The organism is Burkholderia gladioli (assembly GCF_000959725.1).
Lineage (GTDB): Bacteria > Pseudomonadota > Gammaproteobacteria > Burkholderiales > Burkholderiaceae > Burkholderia > Burkholderia gladioli.
Genome location: NZ_CP009322.1, coordinates 3,303,868 through 3,325,712, shown reverse-complemented (window position 1 = coordinate 3,325,712; position 21,845 = coordinate 3,303,868). Strand labels below are relative to the sequence as shown.

The 21,845-nt window shown below is 66.9% G+C and carries 19 protein-coding genes; 9 read left to right on the top strand and 10 right to left on the bottom strand.

The window, feature by feature from the left end; all coding sequences use genetic code 11:
- Window positions 1-17: 17 nt before the first annotated feature.
- From BM43_RS14355 to BM43_RS14315, 9 genes are read right to left on the bottom strand one after another with little or no spacing between them, the layout of a single operon-like run.
- Window positions 18-866 (bottom strand): type II secretion system F family protein, encoded by an 849-nt coding sequence (locus tag BM43_RS14355; protein WP_036055121.1) that lies wholly within the window; start codon window positions 864-866, stop codon window positions 18-20.
- Complete coding sequence (locus BM43_RS14350; protein WP_036055123.1) at window positions 863-2,656, bottom strand: TadA family conjugal transfer-associated ATPase; 1,794 nt, start codon at window positions 2,654-2,656, stop codon at window positions 863-865. The genes BM43_RS14355 and BM43_RS14350 overlap by 4 nt, the downstream gene beginning before the upstream one ends.
- Before the next feature lie 22 nt (window positions 2,657-2,678).
- A complete protein-coding gene (locus tag BM43_RS14345; protein ID WP_036055125.1) occupies window positions 2,679-4,373 on the bottom strand; it encodes a type II and III secretion system protein family protein in 1,695 nt (564 codons plus the stop codon).
- Between the two features lie 25 nt (window positions 4,374-4,398).
- Window positions 4,399-5,451 carry a Flp pilus assembly protein CpaB gene (gene cpaB / locus BM43_RS14340; protein ID WP_036055127.1) on the bottom strand — a complete coding sequence of 351 codons (1,053 nt, stop codon included), beginning with the start codon at window positions 5,449-5,451 and terminating at the stop codon, window positions 4,399-4,401.
- Between the two features lie 18 nt (window positions 5,452-5,469).
- On the bottom strand, window positions 5,470-5,652 hold the full coding sequence (locus BM43_RS14335) for a hypothetical protein (protein ID WP_036055129.1): 183 nt from the start codon (window positions 5,650-5,652) through the stop codon (window positions 5,470-5,472).
- A 1-nt stretch (window position 5,653) separates the two neighbouring features.
- A complete protein-coding gene (locus tag BM43_RS14330) occupies window positions 5,654-6,358 on the bottom strand; it encodes a hypothetical protein (protein WP_036055130.1) in 705 nt (234 codons plus the stop codon).
- Window positions 6,355-7,218, bottom strand: coding sequence for a hypothetical protein (locus BM43_RS37530; protein ID WP_052409105.1), 864 nt, complete (start codon window positions 7,216-7,218; stop codon window positions 6,355-6,357). The genes BM43_RS14330 and BM43_RS37530 overlap by 4 nt, the downstream gene beginning before the upstream one ends.
- An 11-nt stretch (window positions 7,219-7,229) precedes the next feature.
- The gene (locus tag BM43_RS14320) at window positions 7,230-8,801 is read right to left on the bottom strand and encodes a hypothetical protein (protein ID WP_042284187.1); all 1,572 of its coding nucleotides are present in this window, start codon (window positions 8,799-8,801) and stop codon (window positions 7,230-7,232) included.
- A gap of 22 nt (window positions 8,802-8,823) precedes the next feature.
- Window positions 8,824-9,099 carry a hypothetical protein gene (locus BM43_RS14315; protein WP_036055132.1) on the bottom strand — a complete coding sequence of 92 codons (276 nt, stop codon included), beginning with the start codon at window positions 9,097-9,099 and terminating at the stop codon, window positions 8,824-8,826.
- Window positions 9,100-9,512: 413 nt separating this feature from the next.
- On the opposite strand from BM43_RS14315, the gene BM43_RS14310 reads away from it, so the two are divergent.
- The 3 genes from BM43_RS14310 (at window position 9,513) to BM43_RS14300 (ending at window position 14,741) form a co-directional block, all read left to right on the top strand.
- Window positions 9,513-10,247: a prepilin peptidase gene (locus BM43_RS14310; protein ID WP_042284181.1), complete on the top strand. Its 735-nt coding sequence runs from the start codon at window positions 9,513-9,515 to the stop codon at window positions 10,245-10,247.
- A 310-nt stretch (window positions 10,248-10,557) separates the two neighbouring features.
- Window positions 10,558-11,943, top strand: coding sequence for a hypothetical protein (locus BM43_RS14305; protein ID WP_036055134.1), 1,386 nt, complete (start codon window positions 10,558-10,560; stop codon window positions 11,941-11,943).
- Between the two features lie 407 nt (window positions 11,944-12,350).
- Window positions 12,351-14,741 (top strand): glycoside hydrolase family 95 protein, encoded by a 2,391-nt coding sequence (locus tag BM43_RS14300; protein WP_042284177.1) that lies wholly within the window; start codon window positions 12,351-12,353, stop codon window positions 14,739-14,741.
- Window positions 14,742-14,829: 88 nt separating this feature from the next.
- Here the strand turns inward: BM43_RS14300 and BM43_RS14295 are convergent, their stop codons facing one another.
- A complete protein-coding gene (locus BM43_RS14295) occupies window positions 14,830-15,912 on the bottom strand; it encodes a porin (RefSeq protein ID WP_036055137.1) in 1,083 nt (360 codons plus the stop codon).
- 503 nt (window positions 15,913-16,415) lie between these two features.
- Here BM43_RS14295 and andR point away from each other — a divergent pair.
- The 6 genes from andR to BM43_RS14265 all read left to right on the top strand — a co-directional run bounded on the left by andR (window position 16,416) and on the right by BM43_RS14265 (window position 21,805).
- Window positions 16,416-17,399: an anthranilate 1,2-dioxygenase regulatory protein AndR gene (gene andR, locus BM43_RS14290; RefSeq protein ID WP_025099751.1), complete on the top strand. Its 984-nt coding sequence runs from the start codon at window positions 16,416-16,418 to the stop codon at window positions 17,397-17,399.
- Between the two features lie 105 nt (window positions 17,400-17,504).
- Complete coding sequence (locus BM43_RS14285; protein WP_042284175.1) at window positions 17,505-18,458, top strand: PDR/VanB family oxidoreductase; 954 nt, start codon at window positions 17,505-17,507, stop codon at window positions 18,456-18,458.
- Window positions 18,459-18,481: 23 nt separating this feature from the next.
- On the top strand, window positions 18,482-19,834 hold the full coding sequence (locus tag BM43_RS14280) for an aromatic ring-hydroxylating dioxygenase subunit alpha (RefSeq protein WP_036055140.1): 1,353 nt from the start codon (window positions 18,482-18,484) through the stop codon (window positions 19,832-19,834).
- The gene (locus BM43_RS14275; protein ID WP_036028394.1) at window positions 19,834-20,364 is read left to right on the top strand and encodes an aromatic-ring-hydroxylating dioxygenase subunit beta; all 531 of its coding nucleotides are present in this window, start codon (window positions 19,834-19,836) and stop codon (window positions 20,362-20,364) included. Before BM43_RS14280 ends, BM43_RS14275 begins: the two co-directional genes overlap by 1 nt.
- Window positions 20,364-20,999 (top strand): cysteine hydrolase family protein, encoded by a 636-nt coding sequence (locus tag BM43_RS14270; RefSeq protein WP_036055143.1) that lies wholly within the window; start codon window positions 20,364-20,366, stop codon window positions 20,997-20,999. The genes BM43_RS14275 and BM43_RS14270 overlap by 1 nt, the downstream gene beginning before the upstream one ends.
- Window positions 20,996-21,805 carry a glucose 1-dehydrogenase gene (locus BM43_RS14265; RefSeq protein ID WP_036055146.1) on the top strand — a complete coding sequence of 270 codons (810 nt, stop codon included), beginning with the start codon at window positions 20,996-20,998 and terminating at the stop codon, window positions 21,803-21,805. Before BM43_RS14270 ends, BM43_RS14265 begins: the two co-directional genes overlap by 4 nt.
- The last annotated feature ends 40 nt before the right edge of the window (window positions 21,806-21,845 follow it).

The window sequence follows — 21,845 nt, the reverse complement described above, 5'->3', positions numbered from 1 at the left end:
ATTCCCTTGCCCGCGACTCAGACGTCGATATTGGTGATCTTCGAAATCGCCTTGTAGCCCAGGAATTCCATCACCGCGATCACGGCCAGCGTCAGCCAGCCGATCCGCTCATGGAACAGCGGCGCCATCGCTTCGGGCTCCATGAAATTGAGCACGACCATCAGGCCCAGCGGCAGCAAGGTCATCACGATGCCCTGCATGCGGCCCTGCGAAGTCAGGGCCCGGATCTTGCCCTCCATCTGCAGCTTGGCGCCGAGCGTGCGCGCCACCGATTCGAGCGCTTCCGCGAGATTGCCGCCGACTTCCCGCGAGATGGTGACGGCAGCCGTCACCATCAGGAAGTCGGGAACGGGAATGCGCCGCTCGATGTTCTGCATCGCGATATCGAGGTCGATGCCGAGACGCAGTTCGCGCATGAGCAGCTCGAGCTCCCCCGAGATCGGCGCGGGCGCTTCCGATACGACACTTTCCATGGCCACCGCGAAACTCGCGCCGGCACGCAGCGCGCCGGCCGTCATCAGCAGCACGTCCGGCAACTGGCGTTCGAGCAACGCGATGCGGCGCTTGCGCATCATCGCGAGCACGCGGCGCGGCGCCATCAAGGCTCCGACCAACGCGACGACGGCGAGCAGCACGCTGTCGAACAGGAAATAGGCGAACAAGGGGAGCAGGACGATGGCCAGCAGGGACAACAGCGCGCTCTGCTGGCGATTCACGAATACGTACATCTCGGCGAGCGAGGCCTCGATCTCGCCCGCGACGCGGCGCGACCGAGCCGTCATGGCAACGCGCCCCAGCTTGAACACCACGACCAGGAGGACGATCGTCCCGGCGAACATCAGCGCGAGCAGCGTGAGGAGGTTCATGGATGCCCCGCCTCGGCGCCGCCGGTGAAGATCGAGGTGTCGACCGGAATACGCCTGCGTATCAGTTCCTGATAGAAGTCCGGCACATAGGATGTGGGATGGAAGACGCCCTGCACCCGGCCATCCTCGCCGAAGCCGTCCTGCCGGAACACGAATACGTCCTGCAGCTGGATCACGCCCGATTCCATCCCGCTCACCTCGGTCACGTGGGTGACGCGCCGCGAGCCGCACGAGAAACGCGTCTGCTGGACGATGACGTCGACCGCCGAGCAGATCTGCTCGCGAATCGCCTGCACCGGCAGGTCGAGCCCGGCCATCAGCGTCATCACCTCGAGGCGGGCGATGCAGTCGCGCGGCGAGTTCGCATGAGCGGTCGTCAGCGAACCGTCGTGCCCGGTATTCATCGCCTGCAGCATGTCGAGCGCCTCGCCGCCGCGGCATTCGCCCACCACGATCCGGTCGGGCCGCATGCGCAGGCAGTTCTTCACCAGATCGCGGATCGGCACCGCCCCCTTGCCCTCCATGTTCGGCGGACGCGCTTCGAGCGCGACCAGGTTCGGCTGGGACAGTTGCAGTTCGGCGGCATCCTCGACGGTCACGATCCGCTCGTCGTCGGGGATGTAGTTGGACAGCACGTTGAGCAAGGTGGTCTTGCCCGAACCGGTGCCGCCCGAGATGATGATGTTCGCGCGCTGCTCCACCGCCGTGCGCAGGAAGGCCAGCATGTCGGCCGACATCGAGCCGAAATCGATCAGGTCCTCGCCCGTCAGCTTGCGCTGGGAGAACTTGCGGATCGTGATGCTGGGCCCCTTCAGGGCCAGCGGCGGGATCACCGCGTTGACGCGCGAGCCGTCGGACAGGCGCGCATCGACCATCGGCGAACTCTCGTCGATGCGCCGGCCGATCGGCGCGACGATGCGCTCGATCGCGCCGAGCACCGCGCGGTCGTCGGTGAAGATCACCCGCGAGCGGGTCAGCTTGCCGCGTCGTTCGACGAAGATCTCGTCGTGGCAATTCACCATGATTTCGCTGACCTCCGGATCGGCGATCAGCTCCTCCAGCGGCCCGAGCCCGATCACTTCGTCGAACACGCTCTTGCGCAGCGCCTCGAGCGAAACATCGGCCGAGCGGAACGCCGCGTCGTTGTCGAGGATCTCGTCCAGCGCGGCGCCCACCGTGCGCCGCAATTCGTCATCGTCCATCCTCGCCACGTTCAGGCGGCGCAGATCCAGCTCGGCGATCAAACGCATATGCACCGTCTTGCGCAGTTCGATGCCGATTCGGTTGTTGATGGCCGGCGTCGGCAACTCGGGAACGGGATTCGCGCGGCGAGCGGGCGGGGGATCGTTGCGTGCCGCCGGCACGGACAAAGCGGGTTCCGCGGCGGGCCCAGCAAGGGCCGTGGTGGACGCGGCGGCGACCGTCGCGCCGTCCTGCGCAGACACGCCCGGGCGCGCGGCGGGCATCGCCAGCGGGTCCGCGGCAGCCTGCGCGGGCGACGACGGCTCGGCCACGACACGCAGCTTCGCCGTGCCAATCTCGATTTCGTCGTTCGCGGTCAGGGGCCCGAAGGTCTCGATGGGCGCGCCATTGACCAATGTGTTCGCGATCCCGCCCTGGTCCTCCAGATACCAGGCATTGCCTCGCGCAACGATACGCGCCTGGATCCTGCCGACCAGCATGCCCTTGATCACGACATCACACTCCGGCGACTTGCCGATCGTGCAACCATCCTCGATGCGAACGACCTGCGGGGCGCCGTGGCGCAATTGCACTTGCAGACTCAGCACGGTGCTGTCTCCTGTGGCTGGCTCATCGTGACTCGGTGCCTGCGGCGCTGTCCGGCGTCGCGACCTTGGCGGGGCGCCATTCGATCGGCGTGGCGGGAATCGTGACGGACTCGGCGACCGGGGGCGGCGGTGCGCCGTTGCGCGGCAAGGAACCCTGAGCCGGCGCGTCGATGCCATCGAGCAGGCGACGCTGCGCCGAGGGCGAGGCAGCACCGAAGGATGCCGCCTCGCCCTGCGCCGGCCGTGTCGGCGCCGGCGCCTGGCGAGGCGGTACCCGGCTCGACACCGGACTGCCCGAAGCGTCGCCACGGTCGTCCTGCATGGCCTGCGCGCGCAGCGGGCCGACCGGCTGCGCGCGGGTCGGTCCTATCGCCTGCCGCGCCTCGTCCTTGCCGCGAGCCCGATCGCGTTCCGAGAGCGGACTCGGATCGCCGTGCCGCTCGTGGAAGCCGCGATCGATCCGGTCCGCGCGCGAGAGCAGGTCCGTATTCGGCGCGAGCGTCGGATCGGAAATCATCGGTGTCACGAAGATCACGAGATCGCTGCGTTTCGAGCGGAATTCGTCCGAGCGGAACAGGCGGCCGATGATCGGCAAGCGCCCTAAAAACGGCAGGCGGCTCATGTTGCCGATCGCATCGGCATTGACCAGGCCGGAAATCGCCATCGTCTCGCCAGCGCGCAGGGAGATGTCCGAGCGGGCGCTGCGCGTCAGGAAACCGGGGTAGCCGCCGTAGGACACGGAAGGATCGATCTGGCTGATCTCGGTGTCGATCTGGGCGGAAATCACGTTGTTCGCGTCCACCACCGGCTTGATGTCGAGCTTGATCCCGTAGTCCTTGTATTCGACATCGGTGGTGCCGAGCGCGCCGGCACGCGGAATCGGTACCTGCCCGCCGGCCAGGAAACTCGCCGTGCCGCCGCTCTTGGTATTCAGCTCGGGCGCCGCGAGGACATATGCGTCGCCCCTGGTGATCATCAGGTTCAGCGTCGACGCGATATGGGTCGAGATCCCCGCGATCACCATGCCGGGCCCCGCCACGGCCTGGCTGCCGATGTAACCCTGCGCGCCCGCCTGTGGCCCGGCGATCTTCTTGTCCCACTCGATGCCGAGGTTCTCCTGCGCATTGCGCGTGAGCTCCATGATCCGCACCTTGAAGTGGATCGTCTTCTTCAGGGCATCGCCCTCGTCGACCGCGATCGCGTTCACCAGGTTCGGCACGCCCGCGGTCGCGGCCTTGATGCGCCCCAGCATGTCGCGATGCACGGTGCCGGTCAGCAGGATGTTCGGCCCCGACTCGATCACCTTCACGTCCGGCACGATGGCCAGCACCTGGCGCAACTGCGCGGCGGTTTCCCGGACATTGCCCTTCGCCACGCGCACGGTGGTATTCAGCGCAATGCCGTTGGCGGTCCAGGCCACCAGCGAGGTGACGCCCGCCTTTTCGGCCAGCAGCATCAGCCGGCCGTCCACCACGTTGGCCGTCACCAGGCTGCCGTCGCCGATCGCGATACGCTTGATCCGGCCCGGCACGTCGATCAGGCGGATCTCGCCTCGATAGAGATCGAGCAGCGCGTGTTGCGCCGGCGTCGCGTTTTCCTCGTGTTCGGCCTGCCGCGCGGCCAGGGCCGGCGGCGCGCCAGGAATGAGCAGCGCGCCGAGCAGCAGGCCGGCCGTGAAGCGGCAACCGCGGCGGGCCGCGCGATGTTGGTTTTCCATGAACGACTCGTATCCGTTTCGAAGCTCAGCGCGATGCATCGGCTGCACCGGTTTCCGCCTGCAATCTGCGGGCAATCGCATTCGCCTGCCGATAGGCACTGCCCGCGGCGGACGCCGGGGCAACCGGACTCGGCGGCTCGCCGGCAGGCGAGGCGGCAGACCGGACGTTGACGTCGACTGGATCGATCGCCACCTGCACGGTCGTGCTCTTGCCGCCGCCGGTGATGATCTCGACCCGTTCGCGATCGTCGGCGGGCGCATCCGCCCTGGCCGCGAACAGCTCGGTTTCGTCGAGCCCTCGCTGCACCGGATCGCCGGGATCCTTGCTGTTGCGCAGGACCAGCCGCAAGCCGCCGAGCTTCTGCGCGAGCGCGATGCGCGCCGCTTCGGCGACCGGCACCTGCAAGGTCACCGTGCCATAAGCATCGCGCCGCGTTCCGTCGGCCATATCGCGTGCCGCCTCGCCCGCATCGCGCGGACGAACGTCGTGACCGGTCGCCAGCACCAGCACGCCGGGCATCAATAGCCGGATCGATTTCGTATCGCCCGCGGGATCGCCGCCCCGCGTGACGAAGGAGAGGGTTCCCACCCAGTAGAGGTCGACGCGGTTGCCGGGGCGCAGCATCGAATCGGTGGAGTTGATCGCGTCGATCGGCAGGGTCAGCGCGCGCATGCCGGCCGCAAGCGTGTCGGAGAAATCGCGGGCGCGCGTGGCGTCGACATCCTGCAGGCGCAATGGACGACCGCGGCGTACCGGCTTGACCAGCACGGCATTGCGGTGATGGGTGAAATCGTCCACCTGCAGCATGTCGTCGTAGACGAGATCGGCGGAGATCTCGCGCGCGACGAACACCGCGCTGTCGAGCGGCGTGCCCGCCGGCACGTCGGCGCGCGGCACCACCACCGACACGCCGGGCCCCTCGCGACGCTCCGCTGCCTCCGCCTTGATGCGGGCCTCGCTCACGAGCATGTAGCGATATGTGGCCCAGGTGATGCCGCCGGCCGCCGCCACGGCGATGCCGATCAGCAGCCAGGTATTGGCGAGCAGGGAGCGATAGTTGATTCGATTGAAGATCACGATGCCGTCCCGATCCGGTCAAGACAGCGACAGCGCATAGCCGTATGCGTCGAAGAACGATTTCAAGGCCACCAGCAGGGTGTTCATCACCGACGTGTCGCCGCCCGCCACCAGCGCCCCGACGAGCAGGCCCAAGGCCACCACATACTCGACGTAGGCCTGTCCTCCCTGATGCCGTGTCCGGCGCTTCAAACCTTGCATGTCAACGGCTCTCCATTACATTGATCACGGCAGTCGTCTGCCCCATCTGTTCGGTGAACACGGCATCCAGCCGGTAGGCGCCTCGTTGCATCGCCAGTGCGGCATCCGAGGAGCGCGCGCCTCGCGCGGGCGGCGGCGCCATGCTCACCATCGTTTTCCAGCCTTCACGCCGCAATTCGCCGCGATAGCGGCTGGCGCCATCCTCCGCGCGGCCGCCCAGCGCAATCACCCACGTCCGCCCGACACGGCCGGGGTCGCGGCTTTCGATATCGGAGAGGATCCGGCCGGCGGGGAGGACCGCGGCCGACTCCGGAATCGAGCGACGCGCGGCGGCGGGCATCAGTTGCATCGCGCTCATCAGGCCCTGGGCGGTATCGCCGGATGCGCCGGCCTGCAGTTCGAGCACGTACTGGCATGTCTCGTCGAGCCCGCTCAAGACGCGGCCGCGCGTTCCCTGCGTGCCCATCGAAGGCAGCCCCTCGCGGTCCCAGTAGGCCTGGAACTCGCGCTCGACCTGCCGCGCCGACCGGTCGAAACGCAGGGCCCGGACCACCATGGCCCTCCCGTCCAACTGCATGTCGTCGCCGATCCACACCGTGCTCGCCGCGGCTACCGGTTCCCGTTCGCAGGTGCCTGCCGCCGCGTTCCAGGCCCCGCAGGCCGTCAACAGAAACACCGTCGGATACCACCGCCAGGACGCGCTCACTTGAGTGCACCCAGCGGTACGGATTCCGTGTCGACATAGCCCGGCTTGAAGTAGCCCGGGCCGAGCACATTGCCGACTCCGTCGATGGATCGCGCCAGCGTCTGCCGGTCGCGCGACGTCAACATCGCGTCCGGAATGGCGGTGGGTGTCGCCAGTTTCTGGCCGATCGCCGATATCACGCCCAGCCGGCCATCCGGTGTCCAGGTGTTGGTCGCGAGCGTCGCGGTGCTCTGGAACCGCAGGCGCGACAGCGAGGGCCACAAGCGCCGCGCGAACGCGCCGCCCAGGTCGACATCCACCGCCACGCTGCCGTCCTGCATCGTGCGCGACGCCATCAGGAGCGAGACTTCCTGCTCGACGTGCGGCGAGCGATAGACGCCGATCGGCCGATTGGCGATCTTGGCGAGACTGCCGAGCATCCGGTCGGTCGCGCGGGTCGACACCATCACGTCGCGGCGATCCCGGACAAAGGCCGTGCCGCCGAGATCACGCCATGAAGGCGGCAAGACGGCCGAAAGCGGCATATCGGCATCCGTGCCGGAAATCGAGGTTCGACGCGGCGCCACGACGCGGGCCAGGAATTCACGCCTGAGCACCTCGTCCGTTTTCGTCACGGTTTGCGCCCCCGCGCCGAATTTTTCGTACCACCAGCCATCGGTGCCGGTTCCGGTGTCGTCGGGGTTGATCCACACCGTGCGCTCCCAGGCGACGTAGCGCGAACCGATCAGCACCTTGTTGCGGATGTCGTTGAGCCGGCCGAACATCGCCATCGCCAGGAAACCGATGACGAACACCAACGCGAGCCCGGCCACCATCTCGACCATCGCCTGGCCGCCCTGCCGGCGCGCGATGCTTCGCATTCCACATGTTTTCATCTGGATTCCCCGCGGCTTGACGCATCGCTCGCGGAAGCACGCATGGCATCCGGCACCGGCGCCAATCGCGCCTCCCAATAAGGATTGAACAGGCTGGGATACTCGGTGCGTCCATCGGTGCGCGACCATCCTCCGGAGTAGCGCAGCAGGCCGTATACGTAGCGCAGCCCCTTCTCGTCGGGCCGCGCGAAATAGGCCTGTCCCGACGCGAGCGCCGTCAAGGGCGGCCCGGACATCGATACCCCGACCCGGCCTTCGCCGAGCAGGCGTTGATCGCTGATCGTCGAGCCCTGATCCCGCACCAGGCGGACGGTGATGCGTGGCGCGATCTGGTCGGGACCCTGCCCGGCCAGGTCGCGATACGGCTGCAGCCCGCCGTCGACGCTCATCGAGACGCCCGACCCGGCCCGATACTGCGCCCGCATCGACGGCATGACCGTCCCCGGCGAGGGGCTCGGATAGCCATAATTCACGTAGCCGCCGTAGCCGTACCAGCTCTGGTAGCGGCTTTTCCGGCCGTTGCCCGCGCCGCCGCGGCCTTCCTCGCTCGTATCGTCGACGCTGGGCTCGATCTCCCGCACTTCCCGGAGCTCCCAATGTCCCTTCGCGTCCCCGTCGCCATCCTCGCCGGCCTCGCCGCCGTCGTCGTCGTCCTCATCCTCGACCCACACCTGGATCACCTTGGTCGTGGCGCAGTCATGCCTCGTCTGCACCCGGGTCGACGTGCCGTCGATGGCCTGCCAGCCCTCGCGGCGGGGCCGCAACTGCGTGCCGCCGATCAGGTCCGCTTTCCGGCTGACCGCCCCCCAGCACCCGTCCCCGATCACCGTTTCCTCTTCCTTGATCCAGCGCCTCGTCGTGAAACCGCCGAGCGTGGAGGCCGCGGTCACGGCTTCGGCAAAGCGGTCCGTCGGCCGCTCAAGCGGCTTGAATTCCACGGAATGGTCACGCCAGGCCGACAATTCCTGCTGCGATTGGGGGTCGTCGAATGCGCCGTCGGCAAGCCGCGTATCGGGCTGGTTCGCGCGCGCGACCTGGCCGGCCAGGCTCGGCACCCCCATCAGCGTGGCTTCGTGATAGCTGCGTTGCGCGTTGCTGAGCGCGGAGATGATGGTGTCGAGACTGCGCGTCATGCGCGGCAAATCGACGTCGAGCCGCTCGCGCACCGGATGAATCAATGCCCTCGCCTCGCGCTTCTTCCTGATCCACTCGTCCACGCCGTTCCGGCTGATCTGGCTCGCGACCTGATCCGCGAGCGAGTTTTCCGCGACGTGCTCGTCGAGCATGTCGACGAAGGATTTCAGGCCCACCATCTGCGCGACGGCGGCCTGGTTGGCGATCATCGCGCGGTTGGTGTAGGCGGAAAAGTTGTAGTCGCGGGCCTGCAGCAAGGCGGCCGCATAGGCGCTCGCATCCGCGGTGTTCTGCAACTGGATTTTCGCGCTGGTCAACTGCAGCGAGCCGAACGCGAGCAGGAGCGCGGCGCAGCCGACCGCCAGGAACAGCAGCGCGGGCAGCAGGGCCTGCCCACGTTCATCGGCGTGCCTTGTGTGGGCGGGGGCCGTCATGATCTACGATGCGCCGCCTGGATTACTTGCCTTCGACGCTCTCGTTCGAGTAGCTACCCAAGCCCTTCTTCTTCGCTGCATCGGACGTCGCATTGCCGGCTTCCTTCTGTGCTGCACTGATATTTGCCTGCGCGCTCTTGCCCGACATTTCCTCGGCCAGGCCCGCGGTCTGGGTGCGGACAGTCTTGCCGAAGAAGGCATAGACCCCAATCGACGATACCGCGATCAGCGCGACGATGATGATGTATTCGGTCATGCCCTGACCCAACTGCTTCCGAAGATTTTTGCGATTTTTCATTTTATTTCGACTCCCGAGTTGTAAAAGACAAACCGCAGCCGGAAACGAAAAAGCCAACGCACACGACATCCCGCACCGACATGCGATATGCCGACGACATTGACTTGATGGTTTTCAACCAGGTTGTGAGTCAGCCTTGATAGGGGCGCATACAGCCCCTCGCTGCCGACCGAGGGAAATTTATCAGCCGGGTTTCCGTGCCGCGACTTGACTCGTCAGATTAGAATTTTCCATGTTCAATCGGATATTTTTCTCGATAAGATACCGAAAAAAGTTGACATCCCGATATCACAAGCTCATCTCAAGATTAATTCTTAATCAATAGGCGATTCGTCAGGTCGGAAAATAAGAAATTGAGGCTATTTTCCAGATCTTGATCGTCGAGCCTGCCATCCTTCGAACGACGTGCATTCATGACATGGCTGTGGTTCCTCCTGCTGGGCAGCGTATCGGGCATCCTGTCGACGCTCGTGGCCCTTCATCTGCCGGCGGCGATCGAGCGCAACGCCGCCGCCGAGCACGCGCGGTTCGACCCACGCAGGGCACGCCGGAGCTGCGCGTATCGCGGCCGGGCGATCGCCTGCCTGGCTGACGCGGGACACATCGCATTCCTGCTGCCGCGTCTCGTTGCCACCTGCATGATCGCGGCCCTGTGCGCATGCGCGGCATTCGGCCCGACCCCGGCCGGGTGCGCGGCGAGCCTGCTGGGCGCCTGCCTCGCCACGGCGGGCGCGATCGACCTCGAGCACCACCTGCTGCCCGACGCGATCACGCTGCCGCTGCTCTGGGCGGGTCTCGCGCTCAACCTCGCCGAGGTATTCGCACCGCTGCCCGATGCGGTGATCGGCGCGATGGTCGGCTACCTGCTGCCCTGGACGCTCGGCCAACTGTTCCGCATGCTGCGCGGCCTAGAAGGCATGGGATACGGCGATTTCAAGCTGCTCGCGGCGCTCGGCGCATGGCTCGGCTGGGAAGCCGTGCCCTGGATCATCGCCATATCCTCGGTCGCCGGCGCAATCGTCGCCATCGCGCTGATCGCCAGCGGATGCAAAAAGGCAGCTGAGCCCATTCCGTTCGGCCCGTTTATCGCGCTCGCCGCCATTGCAGTGATTTATTGGCCCTTCGTGTTGCCGCATCTATTGCAATGAAAATTGCAACTCAATGCTTCATTGTTTCAAAAACGCGCGCATACGATTCTCATGACATTCCGCAATATCCGTTCAATCGTGATTCAACTCCGATCTTCCATTTCCCTTGCCGGTCAAGGATTCTCGCCGCCCCTAATCGACCCCGGAGCGACATCGCCTCGTCAATGAACGGCATTCACCCTAAAAAACAGATGAATTCTTCCGTAATCAACATGGCGGCAGCGGGATTCAGGGCTGCGTGTCGCGCCTCCTGTGCCGTGGAGTGCGATTCGCATGCTGCCGTTCACATTTCAATCAAGGCCAAACCCTCATGAAAAAGAGACATCAATTGATGAGCCTGCTGGTCGGCGCGGTAATTCTGCCGATGCAGTCCTATGCTGCGGAAAGTCTCAACGCGGAATCCTATGTTCCCGGTATCACCCACAACGACGGCGCGCCGGTAGCGGGCCGGCTGGGCAAGGTGGCAGGCAAGACCACGCCGATCAAGCCGCAGGGCCTGGCAACCAGCCGCCTGCAGTCGCTGCGCACGCTGCGCGCCGCGGCCGTCACCACCCAGGCCGCCACCGCGGCCACGGTCGCGCCGCCGGTGGCCGGCTGCGCCGATATCCAGGTGGGCGCCGCCTACAACGCGAACACGGCACCGTCGGGCCAGACCGACTGCTTCGAGTTCGTCGCCGCCGACCTGACCAAGACGGTCGCCTACGTGGTGAATCTTCCCGCCAACGAACAGCACGACGTGCATCTCGTGCAGGTCAACAACGACGGCACCCTGACCTATCTCGACAACGAAACCGGCACCGCGCAGAGCAAGGTCGTCGAGGGCATTCCGCCGGGCCCGGTGCGCCTGCTGCTGCTGGTCGATTCGCAACAAGGCACCGGCGGCGCCACCTTCCAGTTCCAGGTGACGGGCACCACCGGCTACGACAGCTACGAACCGAACGATTCGATCAACCGCCCGAGCCAGCTGACCGGCAACCAGTTGATCAGCGCGAACCTCGACACCGTCAGCGACGTCGACTACTACACGGTGCAGGTGCCGAGCACGCAGAGCGCCAACCTGATCACCTTCACGGGCACCGGCACGCAAACCGCGCAACTGCTGACCGCGCCGAACACCTGGGCGACCCTGGCGAGCGGCACGACCTACAACGTCAGCTCGTCGGCGGGCGCCACGCTGATGCTGCGCGTCTACAACACGGGCACCTCGGCACCGGCATCGCAGCCGTATACGCTGCGCGTGTCGGATGGCGCGGGCACGGCCGGCTTCTACCGCTTCCTCGACAACGAGAACATCACTCACCTCGCGCCGTCGCACGAGAACGTCGCGCGCACCGTTACGCCGGGCGTGATCGCGTGGGACCACACCGGCAATGTGCGGTTGCCGGCCGGCGAGCATGTGACGATCCAGGCCTACGACCGCAGCACCACCAACCAGCTGACCCTGCTGACCACCACCTCGGGCTACACGGGCGCGGACGGCAGCCTGTCCCTGCCGCTCAATGTCGGCACCTGCCAGGGCTCCGGTACCTTCACCGGGGATTTCCAGACGCTCTCGACGCCGGCCGATCACTGGCGCATCACCTACAACCCGAACTCGTTCGCGGTGGCTTATACGGATAGCGGCGCGCTCAGCGCCAGCTCCTCGTATTCGTACTTCACGCATATCTGCACGGAAACGTATCTCGGGCGGTATTGACCAGATGACCGCCTGAGCGGTTGAACACACGAGCCCGGCAATGCCGGGCTTTTTCTTTGGCCGCTGCCGCGGACGCCTCGCCACAGTGTGGGACGTCCCTAGCCATCTATTCACCAAACAGAAGATCGCTCGATGCATTGAACACAAATACGAAACGAACCCCGCGCCAGGACCGGGAAAACACGGAGTTCAGGAACCGTGACAGGGCGGACGTCGCCACGTACCATTGGCTGGACCTTTGATCCGGTCACCAACGAGGGCGGAATACCGCCGTGGCGGACCGAAGGCACCGTGGTCGCATCGACGAATCGTGCTGAATCGCATTCAATAATTCGTATTCCTACCAAATCGCGCCGATGCGGCGTCCTGCGTATTGATGACGTGGATGCATCTTTCAGGAGGGGGCAATGAGCGGCATCGAGAATGAAAAACGACGCATGTTTCTGAAGTGGGGGGCGGCAGCCACCATGATCCCGATCGCGGGATGCGGCGGCGACGGTAGCGACGGCGGCCCCGGCGCGGTGGCCAACGCCGCCAGCACCCTGGCCTCCACGGCCACGGCCGATACCGCATCGGCACGCGTGCCCGACGGCGCCGCGCTGCGCCTGAGTTACAGCCAGGCAGCCGGCGAATCGAACATCCTGTTCGAAGGCCTGCCGCTCGGCAACGGCCGGCTCGGCGCATTGACCGGCGGCTCGCCCGCCCGCGAGGCGCTGTACCTGAACGAAATCACGCTGTGGTCGGGACAGAAGGATGCGGTGGATCTGGCCTACACGGCCGCCGGCATGGGCAGCTACCAGATGCTCGGCAAGCTCTATGTCGACCTGCCAGGCCATGCCCAGGCAAGCGGCTACTCGCGCTCGCTGGACATCAGCAACGCCGTGGCCCACACGCAGTATGTGGCGGGCGGCCATACCTATCGGCGCGAGGTGTTCTGCAGCCATCCCGACAAGGTCCTGGTGATGCGCCTGTCGTCGGATGGCGGCAGCCATGACGGCACGATCTCGCTCGTCGACGGACAAGGCGCGAGCGTCACGGGCTCGAACGGCATTCTGCTCGCGCAGGGCAAGCTGGATGGCGTCGGCGAACGCTACGCGACGCATGTCCTGGCGATGCCGGATTCGGGCACGGTCAAGTACGACGCGAGCAAGGGCGTGCTGACGATGTCACGCTGCCCCGCGCTCACCCTGATCATCGCGGCACGGACCAACTACTCCGGCATCGAGGCCGAGGGCTATCTCGGCGCGACGGATCCCGCGGCGCTGGCCCGGGCGGACGTTTCCGGCGCGGCCCACCTGCCCTATCGGAACTTGCTGGAGCGCCATCTGAGGGACTACACGGCGCTGTTCGGCCGCTTCTCGCTCGACCTCGGCAAGTCGAGCGACGCGCAGCGTGCCATGACGATCCCCGATCGGCTCAAGGCGCGCACGGCCTCGCCGGACATAGCCGATCCCGAACTGGAGGCGCTCTATGTCCAGTTCGGCCGCTACCTGACCATCGCCTCGTCGCGCGGGCCCTTGCCGGCCAACCTGCAGGGCCTGTGGAGCGTGAACAACACCCCGCCGTGGATGGCCGACTATCACACCGACATCAACGTGCAGATGAACTACTGGCTGGCCGATCGAGCCGGGCTGCCGGAATGCCAGAAGCCGTTCGCCGACTATGTGCTGAGCCAGTTGCCCTCCTGGGAGCGCTCGACGCAGGCCCATTTCAACGACGCCGCCAATAGCAACTACAGCAATTCGAGCGGCAAGGTGGCGGGCTGGACGATCGCGATCTCCACCGGCATCTATGGCGGCATCGGCTGGGACTGGAGCCCGCCCGCCAGCGCCTGGTATTGCCGGACGCTGTGGAACCACTACCAGTACACGCTCGATCGCGACTACCTGCGCGCCATCTACCCGGTGCTGAAATCGGCTTGCGAGTTCTGGCAGGCGCGCCTGATCGTGGATCCGGCCAGCGGCCTGCTGGTCGACGATCGCGACTGGTCGCCCGAGCACGGCGATCACCAGGAACTCGGCATCACCTACGCGCAGGAACTCGTCTGGGACCTGTTCACCAACTACGGCACGGCCAGCGGCACGCTCAATCTCGATACCGATTTCGCGGCGACCATCGCCGGCCTGCGTTCGCGGCTCTACCTGCCGAAGATCAGCCCGACCACCGGCCAGCTCCAGGAATGGATGGAGGACAAGGTGGATACGGGCGATCCGCAGCATCGTCACCTGTCGCCGCTGATCGGCTGGTTCGAGGGCGAGCGCATCGCCTATGACGGCGATCCCGCGCTGGTGGCCGCCGCCAAGGCGCTGCTCACCGCGCGCGGCACCGATTCGTTCGGCTGGGGGCTGGCGTGGCGCATCGCCTGCTGGGCCAAGTTCCGCGATGCCGCCACCTGCTATTCGATGGTGCAGAAGCTGCTGCGATTCGCGAGCGGCAGCGACAGTACCAACGGCACCTTCACCAACATGTTCGACGCCTATGGCGGCAACATCTTCCAGATCGACGCGAACTTCGGCGGCCCGGCCGCGATCCTCGAGATGCTGGTGCAGAGCAGCACGGATTCGATCGTGCTGCTGCCGGCGCTGCCCCCGCAGTGGAATACCGGCAGCGTGAAGGGCGTTCGCGTGAAGGGCGGCTTCTCGGTCGACCTGGCCTGGAAGGACGGCAAGCTGACGTCGGCCGCGATCACCAGCGTGGGCGGTACCGGCACAACGCTGAAGTATGGATCGATCAGCAAGCCGATCGTGGTGAGGAAGCTGGGCCGGAGCCGCTTCGATGGAGCGTTGGGCACGGCTTGAGCAGGATGCCGCGTCGTCGCCCGGACTTTCGGGCGGTGACACGGCATTGTCGTCATGCGATCCCGGTTCCCGCCTGCCTATCGGAAGATCAAAAGAAGTGCCGCATGCCGACTCGCGCGATCACCTGGTTGCCGCTCGACGACGGCCCCGCCGTGAACAGGATCCAGGCACGCGCGGTATTGCTGTCGCCGCCGGCATGCTGGTACGCCGCGCTCACATAGACATCGCTGCGCTTCGACAAGGCATAGTCGAGCGTGAGGTTCAGCTGATGCGCGCGGTTGTCCTGCAACACCGCGTTGCCTGCCATGTACTGGTAGGCGGCATAGAGGTGGACGGCATAGGAGAGCGGAACCGTCCCGCCCACCTCGAACACGTTGATCGTCGCGCCGCTGAAGGTGTTGCGCGTATTGGTATAGAGCAGGTCGGCCCAGCCCCGCATGATCGCGACGCGGCCGCCCACGCCGAAATTGCGGATCCCGTCCGCGCCGCCGTTGATCTGCGCGTACTTGGTCATCGTGTACGCCGCGTCGATCGAATACGACGGCTGCTCGTAGTCGATCCCGAAGCTGTAGGCATTCTGGTTCGAGAAACTGCCGGCCAGGTTGCTGAAGCCGTACATCGCGCCGAACGTCAGCCCGCCGATCGACGGCGACTGGTATTTCACCGAATTCGAGATCCGCGAGGCGCCGGCCGTGCGATCGAAGTCGAAGTCGCCGCTGAACGGCCCGGGCTTGCCCAGCGCATCGAACGGCCCCTGCCGGAGATTCGTCAGCGACACATACGGCAGCTCCGGCCCGAGCCGCCGCATCGACAGCGACATGAACATGAATTCGTACTGGTTGCCGAGCGTGAGCGTGCCCCAGCGCGCATCGTCGAGGCCGACCCAGGCCTGGCGGCCGAACAGGTCCCCATCGAGCGCGCCGGTGCCGACCTCGAACTGGCCTTCGAGCTGGAACACGGCACGCGTGCCGCCGCCGAGATCCTCGCTGCCCTTCAGGCCGAACAGGTTCGGCACCAGCACGCCGCTGTCCATCACCGCCGTGCGATGACCGCCGTCGTTCGACAGCGCGGTAATGCCCACGTCGAGCATGCCGTAGAGCGTGACCGAGCTCTGTGCATGGGCGGTCGTCACGACAGCGGCGCATAGCGCGCCGGCAAACAAGGCTTTCATCCGGGTCTCCAGGCAGTGGGGCGCGGCGCCTCGATGAGCGTCGCGTGTCGAGGTCGGGCAAACCGCAAGCACGTCGCATCGTCACGACGGCCGGCGCCTTCACATTCGCAGTGCGAAATAAATTGAAAACGAAATCGAAAAGGATTCGATACGGGCCTGGTTCACATCCATCGGCACGTGGCACGGCACCGACCCAATGCGCCATCCGGCATGCCGGCGCCCCGCCATCGAAAGCAAAATGAAAACCAATTCGAGGGAATTCGCCGGAGCGACAGGGCCAACCGGCAGGCGGAGTATTCGAGGGCCGAAAATCGCGATCTATCCACTCCGCGCAAGCGCCGGCCGAAGCCTGTCCAGTTCTCGCAAGCGCATCGCGGCCCCCATTCCGGGCCTTTTTGACACCGCTCGCGAACGTGTACAGTGGGCACGGCTTCGGGACGCGAATGCCGGCGTTCGACCGTGCGCCGTCCCCTGCCGTCCCCATAACGCATCGAAGACTCGCCATGCCGCCCACTTCCTTGCTGATCGAATCGACGTCGCTGAGGCAATACCGGTATTTCGAGTCAAACGACGTCGACGACACGCGCCAGCGCATCGCCGCCGTGCTGCAGCCGCACCGGCTCACGCCCGGCGCGGCGCGCGGCGGCCAATCCGCCTACATGAACCACGTGCGGATCGACAGCCTGGCGTTCGGCACGATCGGCTATGCGGGGACGATGGGCGTCGATGCCGGCGAGATCGAGGACTATTACCTCGCGATCCTGAGCCTCAACGGTTACGCCGACGTCACCGTCGGCGGCCGGCGGATGATCATCGGGCAGACGCAGGGCATGGTGGTCGGACCCTCGACTCGCTTCAGCGGCACTTTCTCGGCCGACTGCGAGCAGTTCTTCGTGCGGATCGACAAGCGCGCGATGCTGGCGCATACCGGCTACGATCATCTGCACATCGAGCCGGCACTCGACCTCTCCCGCCCCGAGCTCGCGCCCTGGCTGGCCCAGCTGCGGGTGCTGACCTCCTCTCCCGAGACGATCGCGCTCGCGCAGCGCGACCGGCGCGTCGCGCTCGAATTCGAGCGGCTGCTCGTCACCCTGCTGCTGGCCAGCCAGCCGCATCATTCGCAGGCGCGGCCGGCAACGGCGGCGCTGGTGCCGCGCACCGTCAAGCGCGCGGAAAGTTTCATCGCGGAACATGCCTGCGAGCCGATCACGCTGGCCGACATCGCCGACGCGGCCGAGGTGCCGGTGCGTACCCTGCTCGACGGCTTCCGGCGCTACTCGCACGCGAGCCCGATGCAGCTGGTGCGGGAGGCACGGCTCGAACGCGCCCGCGAGATGCTGCTGCGCGCCCGCGATACCGAGCGCGTGGCCGACATCGCGCTCGGCTGCGGCTTCGCGAATCTCGGCCGCTTCGCCAGCGCCTACCGCGAAAAGTTCGGCGAACCGCCCTCGGACACGCTGCGTCGCGTGCGGCAGCGCAGCAGCTGAGTCCGCCGAAACCTGCGCGCGCCGGACAGGCGCTGCGTTCGGTGGATATCCCCGCCCATTTCCGCGCCATACAGTCGAAGCGTCCGATCTACACGGAGCCTCTGTATGACCCCGCTCAGGATGCGCGTCGCGCGCATCGATTCCCTGACGCCCACGATCCGCCGCCTGCACCTGGTTGCCGCCGACGGCAGGCCCTTGCCGCCGTTCGAGGCGGGCGCGCATCTCGGCGTGCATGTCCCGCTCGGCGAGCGCAGCCAGCGGCGCGCCTATTCGCTCGTCAACCCGGGCGGCGAGGATGCGCATTACGAAATCGCGGTGCTGCTCGAACCCGCCGGCAGCGGCGGCTCGCGCTGGATGCACGCGCTCGAGGTCGGCCAGCTTCTCGAAGCCGACCCGCCGCGCAACGATTTCCGCCTGGCCACCGATGCGCGCCGCCATCTGCTGATCGCGGGCGGCATCGGCATCACGCCGATCCTCGCGATGGCACGCACGCTCGCCGCCGCCGGGGCGCCCCATGCGCTGCATTACGCGGCGCGCGACGCCGCGGCGATGGCCTATCGCGACGAGGTTGCCGCGTTGGCCCATGCCCGCTGCTGGTTCGACGGCGGCGACCCGCGCCGCGGGCTGCCGCTGGCCGACACGATCGGCACGTTCGAAGCCGGCACGCATCTCTACGTCTGCGGCCCGGCCGGCCTGGTCGCGGCCACGCTCGACACCGCACGCCGCCTCGGCTGGCCCGACGACGCGCTGCACAGCGAGCTGTTCGCGGCACCAGCCGCGCCCACCGATGCCGATGCGGCGTTCGAGGTGCACCTGGCCGCCTCGGGCCGCGTGCTGGCCGTCCCGGCCGGCACCAGCGTGCTCGACGCGATGATCGCCGCCGGGCTCGACCCGCTCTACGACTGCCGGCGCGGCGACTGCGGCGTCTGCACCGCCCAGTTGCTCGACGGCGAACCCGAGCATCGTGACATCTGCCTGACCGGCGACGAGCACGCCGAGGGCCGCTTCTGCCCTTGCGTGTCGCGCGCGAAAAGCGCCCGCCTGGTCCTCGACCTGTAACCCTCATCAAAAAAGGAAGCAGCATGAGCCTGACCAATGCGAGCCTCGCCGATCTCGTGCGCCCGGACAGCGTCCACAAGCGCGTCTATACCGATCCGGCGATCTTCGCGCTCGAGATGGAGCGCATCTATGGCCGCGCCTGGATCTACGTCGGCCACGAAAGCCAGGTGAAGGCGCCCGGCGACTATCACACCACGCGGATCGGCGACCAGGACGTGGTGATGGTCCGCGCCCAGGACGGCCAGGTGCATGTGGTCTACAACCGCTGCCCGCACAAGGGCGCCAAGCTGGTGGCCGACGGCGACGGCTCGACCGGCAAGTTCTTCCGCTGCCCCTATCACGCCTGGACCTTCAAGCTCGACGGCACGCATCTGTCGGCGCCGCTGCGCAACGGCCTGCAGAACACCTGCTTCGACCCGAAGCACCCGGATTTCTCGATGCGCCGCGTCGCCCGCGTCGACAGCTATCGCGGCTTCGTATTCGCCAGCCAGGCCGCCGACGGCCCCGACCTGAAGACCTTCCTGAACGGCGTCGCCTCGTCGATCGACAATCTGTGCGATCGCTCGCCGGTCGGCGAGGTCGAGGTCACGGGCGGCGTGTTTCGCGTGCTGCAGCGCTCGAACTGGAAGGTGTTCTACGAGAACCTCCACGACACCATGCACGCGCCGGTCACGCACGAATCCTCGGTGGTTTCCGCCCGCGCGCAGGCCGACGAACTCGGCGCGATGCCGTTCGAGCTGCTGATCATGGACGGCAACGGCGAACCCTACGAATTCTGGGAAAAGCTGGAGCTGCGCGCCTACGAATACGGCCATGGCTACATGGAAGGCATCTTCGACCCGGCGGCGGCCGAGCGCGATCCCGTCTCGCACGCGCATTTCACGACCCTGGCCGAGGTGCATGGCGAAGCGCGCGCCCGGCGGATCCTCGGCATGAACCGGCACAACACGGTGATCTACGGCAGCGGTTCGCCGCACACGGTGTTCCAGCAGTTCCGCGTGATCCGCCCGATCGCGGTGGACCAGACCCTGGTCGAGATCCAGCTGTTCCGGCTCAAGGGCGCGCCCGATGCCGTGTTCGACCGCGCGCTCAGTTACGCCAACGTGATCAACTCGCCCTCGTCGAACGTGATGCCCGACGACGTGGAAGTCTATGCGCGCTGCCAGCAGGGCAACAACACGCGCGGCGGCGAATGGGTCAGCATGCATCGTTATGCGGGCACCGATCGCGCCGTCGAGGACGGCTACGTCTCGATCAACGGCACCAGCGAACTGCCGATGCGCAACCAGTTCGCCGCCTGGCACCGCTTCATGCTCGACGACAGTGGCTCGGCCGCCGGCCCCACGACGAAGCAGCCGAACGGAGGACAAGCCTGATGCTGCGCGATCCGACTTTCGACCTGTCCACCGAGCCGGTTTCCGCGCTCGCCGCCGAGGACATGGCGCTGCGCGCGCAGGTGGAGCAATTCCTGTATCGTGAGGCGCGCCTGCTCGACACGCGCGCCTTCGACGCCTGGCTCGAGCTCTGGACGCCCGACGGCATGTACTGGCTGCCGCACGAGCCGGGGCAGGCCAGCCCGCACGACCATATCTCGCTGTTCTGGGAAGATGCGACGCTGCGCGAGGTGCGCGCACGCCGCGTCAGCAACGCGCGCAACTGGTCGCAACAGCCGCCCACGCGCACCGCGCGGCTGGTCGGCAACGTGATGCTCGACGGGCGCGACGCGCAAGGCCGGCTGGTCGTGCATTCGACGCTGGTGGTCCATGAATGGCGGCTCGGTCAACGCACGCTCGCCGGGCTCGTCACGCACAAGCTCGACACGCGCGAGGGCTGGAAGATCTACCTGAAGCGCGTCGACCTGGTGAATTCGACCGACGCGTTCGCGAATCTCGAGGTGTTCGTCTGATGGCCGGCATCGCTCGCTTCGCACGCAGCGCCGTGATCGCGCTGCACTACCAGAACGACGTGCTCGATCCCGAAGGCCGGATCCGCGTCGGCTTCGAGCGCGCCCAGCCGGAGCGCGCCGCCGTGATCGAGGCGGCGCGTGCCTTGCTGGCCGGCGCGCGCTCGCAAGGCTTGCCGCTGATCCATATCCGCATCGCGTTTCGCGAGGATTACGCGGATCTGCTGCGCAATGCGCCGATCTTCGTTCGCACCGCCGAATCCGGCGCGCTGCGCGAGGGTAGCTGGGGCGCGGAATTCCATCCCGCGCTGGGGCCCGATCCCGATCGTCCGCTCGATTACGTGCTCCATCATCGTCGCACCAGCGGCTTCATCGGCACGCCGCTCGAACAGGTCCTCGCCGCACACGACGTGCGGCACCTGATCGTCGCCGGCGTCGCCACGCATTCGACCGTCGAGATGACGGTGCGGCACGCGGTCGACCTCGGTTACACGGCGACGGTGGCCGCCGATGCCTGCTCCTGCGCGGATCGGCAACAGCACGCGGCCTCGCTCGAATCGATGCGCCTGCTGGCAAGCATCTCGACCGTCGCCGAGCTGTTCGGCGACAGCGACGCCTCGCCGGAGCCTGACGCATGACCCTGCCCGCCGCCGCTCCCGCCCGCCTCGCCGGCAAGGTCGCGATCGTCACCGGCGCCGGCCAGGGCATCGGCGCCGACATCGCGCGCGGCCTCGCCGCCGACGGCGCCTCGGTGCTGCTCGCGGGGCTCGGCGCGGCGGCCGGCGAAGCGGTCGCCGCCTCGATCGGCCCGGCCGCGCACTTTCTCGAAACCGACGTGACCGACGACGCCCAGCTCGACCGCGCGCTGGCGCTGGCCCTCGACACCTTCGGCGGCCTCGACATCATCGTCAACAACGCCTGCAGCTATGACGACGCCGGGCTCGCCTCGACGCGCGCGCAATGGGCCCGTCTGCTCGACGTCAACCTCGTGTCGGCCGCGATCCTGGCGCAGAAGGCCGCCCCGCTGCTGCGCCGCGACGGCGCGATCGTCAACCTCGGCAGCACCGGCGGCAAGTTCGGCGCGGCCGGCCGCGCGCTCTATCCGGCCTCGAAGGCGGCGCTGCTGCAACTCACGCGCAACCTGGCGGTCGATCTCGCGCCGAGCGGCATCCGCGTCGTCAGCGTATCGCCGGCCTGGACCTGGTCACCCTCGCTCGAACGCCTGGCGGCCGGCTCGCTGGAGTCGGCCGATCGCGTCGGCGCCGCCCTGCATCCGCTCGGCCGCGTCGGGCGCGGCGAGGAGGTCGCGCGCGCGGTCGCCTTCCTGTGCTCGCGCGAGGCATCCTGGATCACCGGCGTCGATATCCCGGTCGACGGCGGCTTCTCGATGCTCGGCCCCGACCAGGGCCGCTCGCCGCGCGACTGGTTCGAACGACAAACTTGACGCGCCAGGCACGCGCGCCTTTCATCCCCATCGTCCCCAA